Genomic DNA, 16684 nt, shown 5'->3' on the forward strand with positions numbered 1-16684 from the left:
TAATAGGCTGTAGTGTATCGGCGCGACTTCTGGTGTCAAAAAAGAATCACGTATAGGATGTACCAATCAATAGGTGGTCAAGATGAAAGGTGTGATTGCGTTGTTCTGTCTGCTGAGTTTGGCGCTAAGTGGCTGTGCTCGTCAGTCCCATTATGCGGATGAGATGAAGCAAGCGCCGCATGATGTCGGGGCTTCATCGTTAGGTCAGCAATCGGCGGCGACCGTGCGGCATCGGTTGTTGCAGCATTATCAGGTGTGGCAAGGGGTTCCCTATCGTCTAGGTGGCAACGATAAGCAAGGGATCGATTGTTCTAGTTTCACACAGCAGACATTTAGGCAGCAGTTTGGCATTGCCCTTCCGCGCACTACACAGGCGCAGGCTAGGGTAGGTGAGCGGCTTGAGCCGGCGTTGCTGAGTCCCGGTGATCTGCTATTTTATCGCTCCTTAGTGAAAGTACGTCATGTGGGAATCTACCTTGGCCAAGGTGAGTTTTTACATGCATCGACGAGCCAAGGAGTGATCATTTCAAGGGTGGATAATCCTTATTGGGCCGGGCACTTTTGGCAGGCTCGTCGGCTGCGCTGATCCGTTGCGGATGATAAGCTTACCCTGAGTGTGTGAATTTACCGGTTAAGGGGCTGTTGTGATTGTTGCTCGGTGTCATTCTGGTATAGTGTGCGCGCCTTTAATTGAATATGAAATCATCGAGTTATCATGAGTTATTTGCCGGTCGAGCAATATAAAAGAGCCTGGATCTTCAGGCATAAAGATCTACCCATCAGTGATGAGGATCTGGCCCAAATTAAACCGCTGACCGAAGCCCGTGCTGAACAGGTGTGGACGCAGCAGATCAGCACGCAGTGCAACCATCCAAGCCTCTTTGGTGCGGATGACTGGGCAAATAAATCGCACACTTGGCTAGAAACCGATCATTGGCAACAGCGCTGGGAATCTGACAACGAAGCCCTGCCTGAGTTGCTGGCGGAGCATTTGCAATGGGATGATGGCACGGTGGTATGGTTTTGTTATAGCAGTGAACATGTGATTGAAACCACCTGGGAAATTTATCGTCGCCATTGGAAAAACTTCCTGTTCTTCGATGATGGTCCTTTGTTGATCGGTCGTAAGCGTAAACAGGTGGTACAGTTTCACCAGACCGGTAATTATCGGATCGGCAACCGTAAGTAAGCTCGGCTTGTTTCATCTATATCTCATCTTTTTTGTTTTTAACCCTCGCTAAGGATAGTGAGTTTCGGGGACGGATTTCTGTTGTATGTGTAAGGAATTCTTATGTCCCTGCGTGTTGCCGCTGCACTGTGCGTGTGGCTCCTGTCTGCCTGTGTGCTCGCTGATTCAGCGCCGTCTTTTAGTAAATCAAAACGCTTGTTAGCAAAGATGTATCAGGAAAACCCGGTGAGCTTTTATTGTGGTTGTGACTACCAGCTGGCGGGTAAAAAGCTGGTGCCTGATTGGGACAGCTGCGGCTATATTCCGCGAAAAAATGCTAACCGGGCGGCGCGGATTGAATGGGAGCATGTGGTGCCCGCATGGGCGTTTGGCCATCAGTTGCAGTGCTGGCAGACGGGCGGTCGCAAAGCCTGTAAGCGCGTCGATACTTTTAAACGTATGGAATCTGATCTGCACAACCTGGTGCCTGCCATTGGTGAAGTGAATGGTGATCGTTCTAATTACAGCTTCGCCCAGTTAGCAGGGGAGCCGCGGGTCTATGGCCGTTGTGATATGGAGGTCAATTTTAAGCAGCGCAAGGTCGAGCCACCGCTCAACCGTCAAGGTGATATCGCCCGTACCTATTTCTATATGCGTGATCAATATGGGTTAAACATCAGCTCAAAGCAGGAAAAACTGTTTGCCGCGTGGAGCAAGCTGGATCCTGTGGATCAGTGGGAATTTAAACGTAATGAGTTGATCACCGCACTGCAAGGCAATAGTAACCCCTATGTCACCTTGCCATTGGATGGTTCGCTAGGCCTTGCTCAGGATAGTGAAGCCGTGGAGGTAGCGCCTAAGGCTGCGCAGCAAGAAGATTCTCTGGTGAGACGTATCCTGTTAAAGCTTGGGCAGCTTTAACAGAAAATAGTCAACTGCGGATCAATTATGTCGATTTAATTTATTGACAGTCGCGCGGTATTAATCTTTTCTAAAAGACAGTAAACAGAGTGGTTTTTTGACCGAGGTATCTGATGATAAAACCCTACTACCGGACGGTGTTGATCTATCTGTTATTCGCTTCGCTGTGGATTTTCTTTTCAGATTCGCTGGTGGCGATATTATTCACTTCCGCCGACACCATTATTTTGGTACAGAGTCTAAAAGGCTTCACCTTTGTCGCGGCGACGTCAGTGTTACTGTTATTGTTGATGCGCGCGGATTTACAGCGGCTTGAAAAGGTCAACCTGCAGCTGCGCAAAAGCTATGATCAGACCCTACAGGGATGGGTGCAGGTGATGGATACCCGCCATAAAGAGACCGGTGTGCATAGTCTGCGGGTGACTCGGATGACGGTTAAGCTAGCCAGTCTGCAAGGTATTGAGGGGGATGCGCTCACGCATATCGCCCGTGGCGCCTTGATGCATGATACCGGTAAAGTGGGGATCCCCGACTCGGTATTGATTAAGCCCGGTCCGCTGGATAAGCATGAGTTGGCGTTGATGCGCACGCATCCGGTGATCGCCCGTGATTTGATGCGTGATATCGAGTTTCTTAAACCCTCTATTGATATTCCCTACTGCCATCACGAACGTTGGGATGGTAGTGGTTACCCTGAAGGCCTTAAGGGGGAAGCGATTCCGTTGGCGGCTCGGTTATTTGCGGTGGTTGATGTTTATGATGCACTGCTCGAAGAGCGGGTCTATAAAAAGGGGTGGGCTGAGGATAAAACTCTTGAATATATCGCCGCGCAAGCGGGCACTCTGTTTGACCCTCAAGTTGTAAAGCTCTTTCTAGCGCATTACCCAGAGATTAAAGACGCGGCCAACCATCCCTCGCTATTTTAAGTTTATGGCTTATCGTCAGGGTTTAGTTCGGCTGTGTTGGCTTGAAATCCCGATGCCATTGTTCAAACTCTTGCGGTGTCATCGCGCTGGCGTATAAAAATCCCTGACTATAATCACAATTGGCCTGTTGCATCAGTTGCTGTTGCTCGTCGGTTTCAATGCCTTCGGCGATGACCTTTAGACCTAGCGTATGCGCCATAACAATAATGGCGTTGCACAGCGTGAGGTCTTCAGAGGCCGCGTGCAGGTTGCGCACAAAGGTACGGTCTATTTTCAGGTAGTCGATATCCATGCGGTTTAGATGGGTGAGTGATGAAAAGCTGGTGCCAAAGTTGTCTACTCCTACTTGGATGTTAACCGCGCGTAACTGTTCGATCTTTTGCTGGGTCTCGATGGAGGATTCCATCAACAGGCTTTCACTGATCTCGATATTGATGGTGGCCGGTTCCATGTTGCTATCTTGTGCCATTTGCACCCAACGGCTATGGGCACTACTGCCATTTTTGGTTTCGAAATGGGCGGCCGATGCATTAATACAGATCTGTAATGCCGGGTTTAACGTTAGACGCCACTGCTTGACCTGCTGGAGTGCCTGTTTGAAAATCCAATCGCCCATCGCTTGGATGATGCCGCATTGCTCAGCGATCTGAATAAATTGATGGGGGAACATGATGCCTTCAGTTGGATGGTGCCAACGGATTAAAGCCTCTGCTTTAATGACGGACATCGTTTGCAGTGAGATGATCGGCTGATAATAGAGTTGAAGCTCCTCATTTTGGATCGCTAAGCGCAGATCTCTAATCAGATTCGTGCGTTTCTGTGACTGCGTATGCATGCCAGGAGTGTAAAAATGTAGTCGACCACGGCCGGCCTCTTTGGCTGAATACATCGCTTGATCGGCCATTTTGATCAGTTGCTCAGCATCCTTACCATTTTGAGGGTAGAGCGAGGCGCCGATACTGGCCGATATATGGCGTAACTGTTGCTCCAGTTCAAAGGGTTGTTTCAGCGCGGTGAGGATCTTATCGCCCACCTGTTGCACCTGCTCGCGGTTGTTGATGTGTGGCAAAATAAGGGTAAATTCATCGCCACCCAGACGGCAGATAGTGTCACTACTGCGAACTAAACGGGTAAACCGGGCCGCGACCTCGACCAGCAATTGATCGCCAACACTGTGTCCAAGGGTGTCATTAACCTTCTTAAAGTGGTCGAGATCTAAGAACAGCAGAGCTAGGGTCGTTTGTGAGCGGGCTGCTAAGCGTATCTCATGGCGCAGTCGATCCATAAACATTCTGCGGTTGGGCAGGTTCGTCAGAGGGTCGAAGTTGGCTTGATTCCAGATCAGCTCTTCGGTGCGCTTTTTCTCGGTGATGTCAGCGAAGGTCGTGATGCGTTGATGCACCGAGTTATCTTCGTTGAACAGGGTATTGATGTGCATACTGGCGATATAAAGCGATCCCTCTTTATGACGGTGCCAGATTTCGCCTTTCCATTTACCGGATTGGTTCAGGCTGTCGCGGATCTCATCATAGAAAGGGCTTTTATGTACCCCAGAGCGAAGCAGGGAGGGGGATTGGCCGATTGCTTCTTCAGCCGAGTAGCCGGTGATCTGGCTAAAGGCTTGGTTGACCTTGACGATTTTATCCTGCGGATCAATGATCATGATGGCGTCATTGCCTTCAAATGCCGCCGCGGCTAGATGTAACTGTTCCGTTTGCCGTTGTTGTTCAAAATTCATCTGGGTACCGGCAATGATTAACGGATGGTTGCTGTCATCATATTTAATCGGTTTGCCTCGGCTCTTTAACCATAGCCAGTGTTTATCATTGGTGAGTAAGCGGAACTGTACTTCAGCCGTTTGGTTGTTCAGCAGTTGAGGTAGAAAGTTAACGTAGAACTGAACCTGATCTTCCGGGTGCATTAGCTTGCGGAACAGGGCTTTGTCTAATTGGAACGCCTGATCCTCATAGCCCAACATCTCGTAACACTGCTTGTCCCAGCGAATCGAATCTTCGACTAAGTTCCAGCTCCACAAACCCGTTTGGGTGGCTTCCATGGTTAGCCGATAACGCTCTTCCGATTCTAAGAGTGCTTGCTCATAGCGGCTTTGATTACGGTTAAGTTGATTGAAGGCGCTTAAAAGCAGGCCCACTTCATCATGACTGGTGACCGTTAAGTCTTGTTTGGGCATCACACCCTGCGCCATTTTACGGATATCGTTAGCCGCGTTGGTCAGTGGTGTGAGTAGCTTTTTAAGCAGGTAGGCAATCACGACGGCCATCAGTAGACTGATCAATAAAATCACTAGGACAACGTTTTCCGTTAGATTATTAACGGTCTGCATCGCTTTCTGCAGCGGGTAGCTGCGGATGACAAGCCAGTCCATTTTAGCCAATTTAGCGGAGGTGAAGATAACCTGTTCATTAGCGCTATTGAGGGTTATTCCTGAACTAACCCCGGTTTTCAATTGCTCAATACAATCACAGTGTTTTTCATTTTGATAACTTTCCAAGGCTACCCCTTGGAGGGTGTCGGTGACATAGATCTCTAGGTGGGGATCTATGATCATCATCCGGCCTTCGTCATGTAAGGTGGGCTGAGATAGATCTTTCAGCAGGTTATCTTGCGCTAACAGGTTAACGCCGAAGATAAAGCCTAGCACCTCGCCGGAAGCCGAGAGTATGGGGGTGTTGATGCTAAACAGAGGGCTTTTAAGCCCTTTGCCCAGCAGTGGCTCAGTAATCACGGTGGTTTTTAACCGTCGTGCTTTCTGTAGATGCTGCCTATCGGAGAAATCGATTCCGGTACGGTGCGGCACCATCGGGAAGTCAACCAAGGAGATACCCTGTCGGTTGAGGACTAAAATGCCACCGCTGAAAAGGCTTTGTAAATGTGTATCCGCTTTGAGCGCGGCTTGGATCCGTTGATTTGAATGAAGCGCATCTTTGGTGTGCAGGGTTTCTGCAAATATTTCTAGATAATCGATCTGAGCCTGCAGTGCAGAATCCATCTGTTTGACGACCATATCGACCATCACCTGCTGCTGTTCGACCAGTCGCTCGGTGGCGTCTTGTTGTAGCGCACGAAACACTATCAGGGTGACAGTGATGGTGGATAACAGAAAGCCAACGAGGGTGAGCGTTAAAACCCGGTTATGCAGCGATGTCATTATGAAACGGTTAAAAACCATTTATGCATATCCATAAAGGTAAGCAATAGATTAACAGTGACGAAATACTCAGTAGTGACACAGAATATCTCGATAATGTGTCCAGCTTAGACCAAATAAATGATCTTTGAGCGTTTAAATAGTTAAAACGGTCAGCTATTTTATCGTCGCTGTGCGTTTCTGGGGGCTAAGGGTTTCAGGCTGCCATATCTTATAGATATGTTTAACCCCGCTTGCTTGAGGTATGCTTTGCATCCTATTTTTTGTCTGTCCGGCCTGTTGGATTTTATTGATGTTGCGATTTTTTGAACGTTTGACCAACCCCTTTCCTGAACCTGAACCCGGCCAACCGCCGACGGGACTGTATGCTTTCTGCCGCTATTACATGCGTGGGATGGAGTGGCCGCTGTTATGGATGGCACTGTGTTCCGCCGCGATGGCGATTCTCGAAGTATCGTTATTCGGCTTCTTGGGGCAGTTGGTTGATTGGCTTAGCACGAAACAGCCGGAAACTTTTTGGCAAGAAGAGGGTGATACTCTGACGTTGATCGGGGTTATGCTGTTGATCGGTTTGCCGTTGCTGGTGGCGCTGCATTCGGTCATCGTGCATCAGGTGTTATTAGGAAACTTCCCGATGTCGATCCGTTGGTTGGCGCATCGCTATCTGTTACGCCAAAGTTTGTCGTTTTATCAGAATGATTTTGCCGGGCGTATTGCCACCAAGGTGATGCAAACCTCCTTAGCGGTGCGTGAAGCGGTGATGAAGCTACTCGATGTACTGGTGTATATCGCGGTGTACTTCCTGTCGATGTTGGTTTTGGTGGCCCAAGCGGATATCCGTTTGATGCTGCCATTAGTCGGTTGGCTCGTGGGGTATTGTCTGTTGATGTGGTATTTCGTCCCGCGCTTGCGTGATGTGTCGGCGGTTCAGGCGGATGCTCGTTCCTCCATGACCGGACGGATCGTCGATAGCTACACTAATATTGCTACGGTAAAGCTGTTCTCCCATAGTCAGCGAGAGTCGGACTATGCCCGTGAGAGTATGGATGGCTTTCTAGATACAGTGTATCGACAGATGCGGCTGGCCACCGGATTGAATGTGTTAGTGCAATGTCTCAATTATCTGCTGGTATTTGTGATTACGGGGGTAGCGATCTATCTCTGGAGCTTTAGCTTGGTTAGCGTCGGCGCGATTGCCATTGCTATCAGTTTAGCGCTGCGGCTTAACGGTATGTCCCAGTGGATCATGTGGGAGGTAAGTGCGCTGTTTGAAAACATCGGCACGGTAAACGATGGCATGAATACCTTGGCGCAACCGCTGGACGTAACTGATCAGCCGGGGGCTAAACCGCTGCAGGTGACTAAAGGAGCCATAGACTATAGTGATGTATCGTTTCACTATGATAAGGCCGCCGGGGTGATTGAGCACCTTAACCTGTCGATACGACCGGGTGAAAAAGTCGGTTTAGTGGGGCGCTCTGGCGCCGGTAAGTCGACTTTGGTGAATCTACTCTTACGGTTTCATGATTTAGCGGGCGGGCGCTTATTGATCGATGGGCAGGACATCGGAGAGGTGCAGCAAGAAAGTTTGCGCCATCAGATCGGCATGGTCACCCAAGATACCTCATTGCTGCATCGTAGTGTGCGGGACAACATTCTTTATGGTCATCCTGATGCCTCCGATGAGCAGATGATTGCCGCAGCAAAGCGGGCCGAGGCGCATGACTTTATTCTTGGTTTAAGTGATCCTGAGGGGCGTACCGGCTATGATGCGCAGGTTGGTGAGCGAGGTGTTAAACTTTCCGGGGGACAGCGACAACGGATCGCCATTGCTCGGGTTATCCTTAAGGATGCCCCTATTCTGATTTTGGATGAAGCAACATCGGCGTTGGATTCAGAGGTGGAAGCGGATATTCAGCGGGGACTGTTGAACCTCATGCAGGGTAAAACGGTGATCGCCATTGCCCACCGTTTGTCGACCATAGCCGCGATGGATCGGTTGATCGTTTTGGATCAAGGACGGATCATCGAGCAGGGTAGCCATCACGAACTGGTACGAAAAGGTGGTGTCTATGCACAGTTGTGGGCCCATCAGTCCGGTGGCTTTATCGGTATCGAGACCGAGTAGTTCACCAGTAATACGTAAACCGTTGCCGGCAAGCGCTAGCGCGATGACAGGAGAGCCCTGATGCATGTGATTTCATGGTGGTCGCTGGCGTGGTGTGGGATACCGGTGGTGTTGATTGCTATCGTTTATGCCCGTTGGTCTGGCAGCGCGGCGGAAGTGTTATTATCCGCTGCCCGGATGACACTGCAATTAGTGGCGGTCGGCTATGTGCTGGTGGCGCTATTTGATAATCCATCCCCTTGGGTTACCACACTGGTTTTAACGCTGATGGTCGCAATTGCTAGCTGGATCGCCTTGCGTCCGGTAGATCACCAGCGTCACTATTTCATACCGACATTGATCGCCTTAGGCTGCTCGGCCGGCTTGCACCTGTTTATCTCTTTAGTGTTGGTGATCGGTGTTGAGACTTGGTACGAACCCCGGGTGATTATTCCGTTGGCGGGGATGTATTTTGCCAATACGATGAATGCAATCAGTTTGGCCGCCGAACGTTATCACTCTGAGTTGAAAGAGGGTAAGCCGGAGCCTCAAGCACGACTGACAGCGTTTCAGGCGGCGATGATCCCGCAGATTAATAGCTTGCTGGCTGTTGGCTTAGTTTCATTGCCGGGAATGATGACCGGGCAGATTCTTTCCGGCGTGTCGCCGCTAATTGCAGTGCGTTACCAAATTATGATTATGACGATGGTACTCGGCAGTGGCGGCTGTGGTGCCGCCTTGATGCTCTGGCAACTCGGCCGGCAACACTGTCGTCAAGAGTCTGGCCGCCAGGGTAACGATCACCGTGATATCGATCAGACGGGAAAATAATAATGAAGTTTGGTTCACATGTATCAACCCTGATGTACACCGCATTTGCCCTGTTGGCCTTTGCCGGAAACTCGGTTTTATGCCGTTTAGCATTGGGTGAAGGGAGTATTGATGCGGGCAGCTTTACGCTGATTCGCTTACTTTCCGGTATCGGCGTGTTGTTGCTGTTGTGGTATCTAACCGGCCAGAGAGGTAAAGCGGCGACACAAGAGAATCGAGGTAGCTGGATGGCGGCGGTGATGCTGTTTATCTATGCGCTGGGGTTTTCCTATGCCTATATCAGTCTCGATACGGGCACTGGCGCGCTGATCCTGTTCGGTGCGGTGCAGATCACTATGATTCTGGTTAGCCTATTTCGTGGCACTCGATTATTGCCGGTGGAGTGGTTGGGATTACTCTTAGCCTTCAGTGGCTTTGTTTACCTGCTTAAACCGGTGCTCAATACCCCTTCGCTGTGGGGGTTTATCCTGATGACCGCCGCCGGTATCGCTTGGGGGTTTTACACCCTGATCGGCAGAGGCTCGGTTAATCCTCTAGCGGATACGCATTTTAATTTTCTCAAGACCTTACCCTTGGTTGTTATAGCGCTATTGGCACTTTTATTGTTGGGTGATATCTCCCTAACCCGTCAAGGTGTTTGGTTGGCAATGTTGTCCGGCGGAGTGGCATCGGGTATCGGTTATGCGGTGTGGTATCGCGCCCTGCGAGGGCTGTCTGCGGTACAGGCGGCGGTGCTGCAATTATTGGTGCCGGTGATTGCTGCGGTAGGCGGTGTTCTGTTTACCGATGATGTGATCACTCTGCGGCTGACGGTTGCTGCTTTGCTCGTTTTAGGGGGCATTCTGATGGTGGTCGTGGGGCGTTATTACCTACTCAGTATTCGACGTTAATGATTGGTGGCGGGAATAATACCGCGAACAGATAGGCTCGCGGGTTATCAATAATTTGCTATAGGTGACGCGCTAAATACTGCTAAGATGCGGCCCATTATATGATGGCGTTTGCGGAGATTAAACGGATGATGGATGGCCAGTTGTTTATCACATTTTTGATAGCGATCACGCTATTAACGGTGACCCCCGGTGTTGATACCATGGTGACGATTCGCAACAGTGCGCGGGGCGGTTGGCAAGATGGGTTTGCTACCAGTACGGGTATCTGTTTAGGCTTGTTTTTACATGCAACCGTGTCGGCGCTGGGTATTTCTGTGATCCTGCTGCAATCGGCGAATGCCTTTTATGTGTTGAAGCTCATTGGCGCTTGTTATCTCATTTGGTTAGGCCTCAGTAGTTTACGGGGCGTTTTTAAAGGGGTGAGTCTTTTCAGCTTGCCTGAGGGGGGCGCAAGGCCTTTTGTCCTGTGGCGTTCTTTACGGGAAGGATTCTTATCCAATGCGTTGAATCCTAAAACGGCGCTGTTCTATATGGCATTCTTGCCACAATTCATTGATCCAGCGGGCTCTGCGGTATTGCAATCATTAATATTGGCGGGCATCCATTTTGTCATTGCTATGGTATGGCAATGTGGTTTGGCGCTGGCGGTGAATAGCGCGCGACAGTGGTTGCAAAATAAACGGGTTAGCCAAAGTTTCAATTCGGTCAGTGGTGCCGTGTTGATCTATCTAGGTGCACGCTTAGCATTAGCAGAGAGATAAACATGGGTATAGAGCAGCTTTTCGATATTCAGTTACCTTTAATTCAGTCTCCGATGGCCGGTGCTCAGGATGCGGCATTGACCATTGCGGTCAGCAAGGCGGGTGGGTTGGGCTCTTTGCCCTGTGCGATGTTAACGCCAGCACAGTTAAGAGCCGAGCTGGCGCGAATCCGCGCCGCTACGGATAAACCAATTAATCTGAATTTCTTCGTTCATCAGCCGCCAACGGTGGATGATGCCCAAGAGCAACAGTGGCGAGCAGCGCTGCGGCCTTATTATCAGACTTATGGTCTCGATCCAGAGGCGGTGCCGCCGGCCCCGGTGCGCAATCCCTTTAACGATGAAATGGCTGATATCGTTGAAGCGTTTCGCCCCGAGGTTGTGAGCTTTCATTTTGGTTTGCCTAGTGATGCGCTACTCGAGCGTGTGCGCCGTGCGGGTTGCAAAGCGCTATCGAGCGCCACCACCGTCGCCGAAGCCCTATGGTTAGAACAGCAGGGAGTCGATGGAATTATCGCTCAAGGGATTGAAGCGGGTGGTCACCGAGGTTTCTTTCTTGATCGAGATCTTAACCGGCAGATAGGTACCATGGCGCTTTTACCACAGATTCTGGCGGTCACCGATCTGCCCGTGATTGCGGCCGGCGGCATTGCCGATCGCGCCGGTATTCGCGGGGCGTTAGCAATGGGGGCTGCAGGCGTACAGTTAGGCACTGCTTTTCTGTTATGTGATGAGTCTCGGGTCAATGCTCTGCATCGACAGGCGTTAGCCGAACCTCATAAACCGACCGCATTGACCAATATTTTTTCCGGTGGTCCGGCGCGCGGCATTATGAACGAAGTAATGCAGGCGCTCGGGCCAATGGCGCCTCTAGCGCCAGCTTTTCCGTTGGCCGGGGCCGCTATAGCGCCGTTGAGGCAGGCGGCAGAAGCGCAACAATCGGCTGACTTTACGCCGTTATGGAGTGGCCAAAACCGGAATGGCTGCCGCGCGGTTCCGGCGGCGACATTAATCCAACAGTTATTTAATGATCCTGATTCATTGCCGCCACGCTAACTAAAATTGATGGCTAGGGGTTGATATCTTCGGACTCACCCCCAGATTAAAAAAATACACTAATCCGGGCCTCTGTCAGCAGCGCTGTTCATGTCTACACCTTTTGAGGTCTGAACGATGCAGATAGCCGACAAAAAGATTGTCCTAATTCACTATACCCTATCTAACCTAGATGATGAGGTCATGGATTCCTCTGTCGGCGCAGAGCCTTTGGCCTACCTGCACGGCACCGGCAATATCGTACCGGGTCTTGAAAAAGCACTGGTTGGCAAAAAAGCTGGTGATAATGTGAAAGTTGAAGTGTCTCCAGAAGAGGGTTACGGCGAACTGAACCCTGAATTGATTCAGGAAGTTGAGCGCGCCGCTTTTGATGGGGTTGATACCATTGAAGTGGGTATGCGTTTTATGGCGCAAACCTCTTGGGGTCAACAGCCTGTTGTTGTCACTGCGGTCACAGAGGAAAACGTCATTGTTGATGGCAACCACCCGTTAGCGGATCAGACGCTTAAGTTTGATGTTGATGTGGTTGAAGTACGTGATGCCACTGAAGAAGAGATGGAGCACGGTCACGCCCATGGCGCTGGCGGTCATCACCATTAATTGATTTTTGATTGAGTGGCTTTTCGGCCGGGCTAAATCGGGCCACACAGACACTCAATAATGATCACTTTAAAGGCGCTTAGCGCCTTTTTTATTGCCTGCGGCTTAGGCTGTTAGCGATGCATAACCGATCTAAATTAAGTAACCGTTATAAGCTTCATCTCAGAGGCTTATTTCTCAGTCTCTTTTTGCTAGTCTAGAAGCAGGAGTCGGTGGTTGAGCCGCTCTTGGATTCAATATTGTTATCAAATGCGTTAACCACGGCTGGGGAGTCCCGATGCGAGATCAGATAGAAGCGGCCATTAATGAAGTATCCCAGGTGCTCTATGGTAAACAGGAAGCGATCAAGCTTGCACTAACCTGTATCTTCAGCGAGGGTCATCTGCTAATAGAAGATCTGCCGGGGATGGGCAAAACTACCTTAGCCCACGGGTTGGCTAAGGTGCTGGGGTTAGATTATCAGCGCCTCCAGTTCACCAGTGATATGTTACCGGCAGATATTCTCGGGGTCAGTATTTTCGACCCGTCCAGTAATGGCTTTCAGTTTCATCCCGGCCCGGTGTTTACCCAGTTGTTGCTTGCCGATGAAGTGAATCGGACGACGCCGAAAACCCAGTCAGCCTTATTGGAAGCGATGGAGGAGGGACGGGTAAGTTTGGACGGCCAGACTCATCGACTACCCACGCCTTTTTTTGTGATTGCAACACAAAATCCGGTGACCCAGCAGGGCACCTTTCCGTTACCTGAATCACAGCTCGATCGGTTTTTGATGCGGATTGAGCTCGGTTATCCCGATAGTCGCGCAGAACGGGAGCTGCTGAAGGGGGGCGATCCACGACGGCGACTCAAAACCATGGCGACGGTTATTACGCCGCCGCAACTGCAAGCGATAACGGCGGCCTGTGCCGGGGTTAAGGTGTCTGACAGTATTATCGATTATCTACAACGGCTGGTGGCTTATAGCCGTCAAGCGCCTGAGTTTAGTTTTGGTATCTCCCCTCGGGGCGCACTGGCACTGTTACGGGCATGTCGAAGCTGGGCTTATATTCAGGGGCGTGATTATGTTATTCCTGAAGATTTACAGCAGTTGCTGGGGCCAGTCACAGGTCACCGTTTGCGCGCGGCTGAAGATCTGGGTGGATTAGGCGCCAACGGTTTGGTTCAACAGTTATTGAGTCGTGTTGATGTGGTGGCGTGAAGCGCTAGCCTGAGGGGCGACGATGGAATCGATAAAACAGCGTTTAGGCCGTGCGATGCTTAGCTGGAGCCTGCGTCGCAGCCCCCGGTTAAAACAACTGACACTGAGTCAACGGCGTATCTATATTGTGCCGTCACGCAGTGGCGGAGTGTTTTTACTTCTGTTGTTAGTGATGTTGGTGCTAGGCATTAACTTTCAGAATAATTTGATGTTTGCGGTCACCTTTCTATTAGGCAGCTTGTTTATCGTGACCATTCTGCATACCTATGCCAACTTGTCGGGTTTGACCATTCAGTTTGTGCGCGGGCATCCCTGTTTTGTTGGCGAGCCAGCAGCATTCGATTTACAGCTCAGTGCGCACAGTGGACGACAGTACGAGAGCATCCAGTTGGCTTTAGCCGGTGCTGAGGGCGGAGCTGTCGATCTATTAGATGATCAGCCCGTGACTTTAACGTTGTATCAGACGCCGTCTCGGCGGGGGCGGTTTCAGCCGGATGCGCTGTTGATCGAAACCTTCTACCCATTGGGTTTGTTTCGGGCTTGGACCTGGGTGCAGGTGGATCTTACCGCGCTGGTATACCCCCGTCCGCTGGCCGGTGGTCAGTTAGCCGATCTGAGTAGGGTCGACGAGGGCGATCAAACCTTAGCGCATCAGGGAGAGCGTCCCGGTGGTGAAGAGTTTGCTGGACTGGAAACTTATCAGCCCGGTATGTCGTTGAAACGAGTGGCATGGAAAAATTATGCTCGTGGTCAGGGGATGCATGCTAAGCAATACGTTGATTTCAGTGATAACCGGCGCTGGCTCAGTTGGCAGCTTTGGCCAGAGTTGAGCACAGAAGCCCGGCTATCACGGTTAACCTGGTGGGTACTGCAACTGCATCATCGTGGTGAAGAGTATGGTTTGATCCTACCGGAAGTACGGATAAATCCCGATCGGGGCGAGTCCCACCGTATACGGGTGTTAGAAGCGCTGGCCTGCTTTGGTTTGGATGAGCGGTTGGGGCAAGATCAGAGTGTTCAAGGCCGGGTAGAGGAGGGCGGACAATGAAACCGGTCTTTCAGCTTACCCGCAGCAGTATGCTGTGGTTGTTGGTCAGTATTCTGATGGTGATGGCACCCTTTGTTAGTGTTGTCCCCATTTGGTTGTTTTTATTGGCTATGTTGGCCGTCGGTTGGCGGTTGATGGTGCATAAGGGACGTTGGAACTTTCCCCACTGGAGCGTGCGGTTGGTCTTGATGTTGCTGGTGTTGGCCGGTTTGCTGGCTGAGCTACGCTCTAGTTCGGTGATGGTGGTGACGGTGAGCTTGTTGATGGCCGCCTTCCTGCTTAAACTGACGGAAATGTATCACCGTCGCGATGCTTTAGTGATGCTCTATGTGGCATTACTGCTAATCGTTTGCAGCTTCCTTTTTTATCAGTCGATTCCGATGGCGTTGTATGGCGTATTATCGCTGATCGTGGTGACCGCCTGCCTTAATACGGTGTACCGTAGCCAGCAAAATAATGATATTTGGCGGCCGTTAAAGCGCTCAGCCGTGTTATACCTACAAGCATTGCCGATGATGGTTATTCTATTTTTAATCTTCCCTCGCATAGGGCCGCTTTGGCAGGTGGATATGAATTCGGGGCAAGCCTTTACCGGACTATCGGATGCCATGTCGCCGGGGGATGTTAGCCGGTTGACGCGATCCGCGGATATCGCCTTTCGTGCGAGTTTTTCCGGGCCATTACCGCCGGAACCTCAGCGTTATTGGCGGGGATTAACCTATGATCAGTTTGATGGTCGACGTTGGCGTCGGTCAGCCCGGTTAGAGGCACAAGCGAGTGCTACTGACACGTATGAACGTCTTACCTATCAGTCAACGGGCGCGCAACGCTATCGCTATCAGGTGGTGATGGAGGCGACAGGGCAGCGTTGGCGTTATGGCCTAGATACGCCGGTGACGTACCCGGCGAACCTGCGGCAAATTGATGATCTGACATTGCAGGCGGCGCAGCCATTAATGCAGCGTAGCCAATATGAGCTAGAATCACTGAGTGGTGCTACCCGGCAACCACTGTCGGCCACCGAATTAAATCATTATCGACAGCTACCGCCCCAGATAAATAACCAAACCCGACAACTGGCACAGCAGTGGGCGGCACAATACCCGACGGTTGAAGCATTTACAGGGCAAATGATGACTTTCTTCGCAAGCAATTTTCGTTACACACTGGAGCCACCTCTGTTGCAACAGCGTGATCCGGTCGATCAATTTCTGTTTCAGAGTCGGCAAGGTTTCTGTGGCCATTTCGCTAGCGCCGGGGTGGTGTTGTTGCGCGCGGCGGGTATTCCTGCCCGGGTGGTCGGCGGCTATTTAGGCGGCGAATTAAACCCTCAAGATGGTGCCTTAACAGTGCGCCAATACGAAGCGCATGCGTGGTTAGAATATTGGAATCAACAGGATGCCAGTTGGCACCGGCTTGATCCAACCTCGGTGGTCGCGCCCTTACGACTAGAGCAGTCGGCCGCGCAACTGTTTAGCAGTGATCCTGCGTTTCTGGCAGATGCTATGTTAATGCGCAATGGCTTTCTGAGTGGTGTGTTTTTAAAGCAGTTAAGGCAGCGTTATGAGGCGATCAACTATGACTGGCATCGCTGGGTACTTAATTTCCACGAGCGTCAGTCCGGCGTTTTACAGCGATTGTTAGGTGACCTTTCGGTGGCTAAACTGCTGTTGCTGATCCTGCTGCCCGGTGCTTTGGTGATGTTGTTTGTGGCCTTTAGTCTATTGCGGCGTCGACAGCAGAAAGATCCGTTATTGCAGGCGCTAGCTCGGTTGGATAGCCGTTTAATCCCGTTTGACCGACAGCGCCGTCAAGGGGAAACCGTGGGACACTTTTTTGCCCGGCTGAGGCGTGAGTTTCCGCCGTTGGCAGGCGAGTTTGATACCTTGGCCGATTATTATGAGCGGATTAGTTATGCCGGTGATGCTAACCCAGCGCTGCAGCAGCAATTCCAGCGTATAGTCGCTCGTTGTTGCCGTTTGCTGGTAAAAAACTGATGGTCAAAGC

14 protein-coding genes are annotated in these 16684 nt (G+C 50.9%); 13 read left to right on the forward strand and 1 reads right to left on the reverse strand.

Features of this window, described 5'->3' with window-relative positions; genetic code table 11:
• Positions 1-82: 82 nt before the first annotated feature.
• From ACN0T0_RS09760 to ACN0T0_RS09775, 4 genes are all read left to right on the forward strand, one after another.
• Positions 83-586 (forward strand): NlpC/P60 family protein, encoded by a 504-nt coding sequence (locus tag ACN0T0_RS09760; RefSeq protein WP_417225533.1) that lies wholly within the window; start codon positions 83-85, stop codon positions 584-586.
• Positions 587-715: 129 nt separating this feature from the next.
• The gene (locus ACN0T0_RS09765) at positions 716-1189 is read left to right on the forward strand and encodes a DUF2947 domain-containing protein (protein ID WP_417225535.1); all 474 of its coding nucleotides are present in this window, start codon (positions 716-718) and stop codon (positions 1187-1189) included.
• A gap of 102 nt (positions 1190-1291) precedes the next feature.
• On the forward strand, positions 1292-2089 hold the full coding sequence (locus ACN0T0_RS09770) for an endonuclease (RefSeq protein ID WP_417225537.1): 798 nt from the start codon (positions 1292-1294) through the stop codon (positions 2087-2089).
• Between the two features lie 113 nt (positions 2090-2202).
• Positions 2203-3015 (forward strand): HD-GYP domain-containing protein, encoded by an 813-nt coding sequence (locus ACN0T0_RS09775; protein ID WP_417225538.1) that lies wholly within the window; start codon positions 2203-2205, stop codon positions 3013-3015.
• A 22-nt stretch (positions 3016-3037) separates the two neighbouring features.
• Here ACN0T0_RS09775 and ACN0T0_RS09780 read toward each other — a convergent pair whose 3' ends face one another.
• Positions 3038-6205: an EAL domain-containing protein gene (locus tag ACN0T0_RS09780; RefSeq protein ID WP_417225540.1), complete on the reverse strand. Its 3168-nt coding sequence runs from the start codon at positions 6203-6205 to the stop codon at positions 3038-3040.
• Positions 6206-6476: 271 nt separating this feature from the next.
• Between ACN0T0_RS09780 and ACN0T0_RS09785 the strand changes: the two genes are divergently transcribed.
• From ACN0T0_RS09785 to ACN0T0_RS09825, 9 genes are all read left to right on the forward strand, one after another.
• Positions 6477-8312, forward strand: a complete 1836-nt coding sequence (locus ACN0T0_RS09785; RefSeq protein WP_417225542.1) for an ABC transporter ATP-binding protein — start codon at positions 6477-6479, stop codon at positions 8310-8312.
• Positions 8313-8372: 60 nt separating this feature from the next.
• Complete coding sequence (locus ACN0T0_RS09790) at positions 8373-9122, forward strand: ABC transporter permease (protein WP_417225544.1); 750 nt, start codon at positions 8373-8375, stop codon at positions 9120-9122.
• A gap of 2 nt (positions 9123-9124) precedes the next feature.
• Complete coding sequence (locus ACN0T0_RS09795; RefSeq protein ID WP_417225546.1) at positions 9125-10012, forward strand: DMT family transporter; 888 nt, start codon at positions 9125-9127, stop codon at positions 10010-10012.
• Positions 10013-10113: 101 nt separating this feature from the next.
• On the forward strand, positions 10114-10776 hold the full coding sequence (locus ACN0T0_RS09800) for a LysE family translocator (RefSeq protein WP_417225548.1): 663 nt from the start codon (positions 10114-10116) through the stop codon (positions 10774-10776).
• 2 nt (positions 10777-10778) lie between these two features.
• The gene (locus tag ACN0T0_RS09805; RefSeq protein ID WP_417225550.1) at positions 10779-11831 is read left to right on the forward strand and encodes an NAD(P)H-dependent flavin oxidoreductase; all 1053 of its coding nucleotides are present in this window, start codon (positions 10779-10781) and stop codon (positions 11829-11831) included.
• A gap of 117 nt (positions 11832-11948) precedes the next feature.
• Positions 11949-12431 (forward strand): FKBP-type peptidyl-prolyl cis-trans isomerase, encoded by a 483-nt coding sequence (locus tag ACN0T0_RS09810; RefSeq protein WP_417225552.1) that lies wholly within the window; start codon positions 11949-11951, stop codon positions 12429-12431.
• Between the two features lie 277 nt (positions 12432-12708).
• Entirely contained in the window at positions 12709-13629 is a 921-nt protein-coding gene (locus ACN0T0_RS09815; protein ID WP_417225554.1) for an AAA family ATPase, read from the forward strand.
• 22 nt (positions 13630-13651) lie between these two features.
• Entirely contained in the window at positions 13652-14677 is a 1026-nt protein-coding gene (locus ACN0T0_RS09820; protein ID WP_417225556.1) for a DUF58 domain-containing protein, read from the forward strand.
• Complete coding sequence (locus ACN0T0_RS09825; RefSeq protein ID WP_417225557.1) at positions 14674-16674, forward strand: transglutaminase TgpA family protein; 2001 nt, start codon at positions 14674-14676, stop codon at positions 16672-16674. The genes ACN0T0_RS09820 and ACN0T0_RS09825 overlap by 4 nt, the downstream gene beginning before the upstream one ends.
• The last annotated feature ends 10 nt before the right edge of the window (positions 16675-16684 follow it).

This window comes from Amphritea sp., assembly GCF_048266285.1.
Taxonomy (GTDB): domain Bacteria; phylum Pseudomonadota; class Gammaproteobacteria; order Pseudomonadales; family Balneatricaceae; genus Amphritea.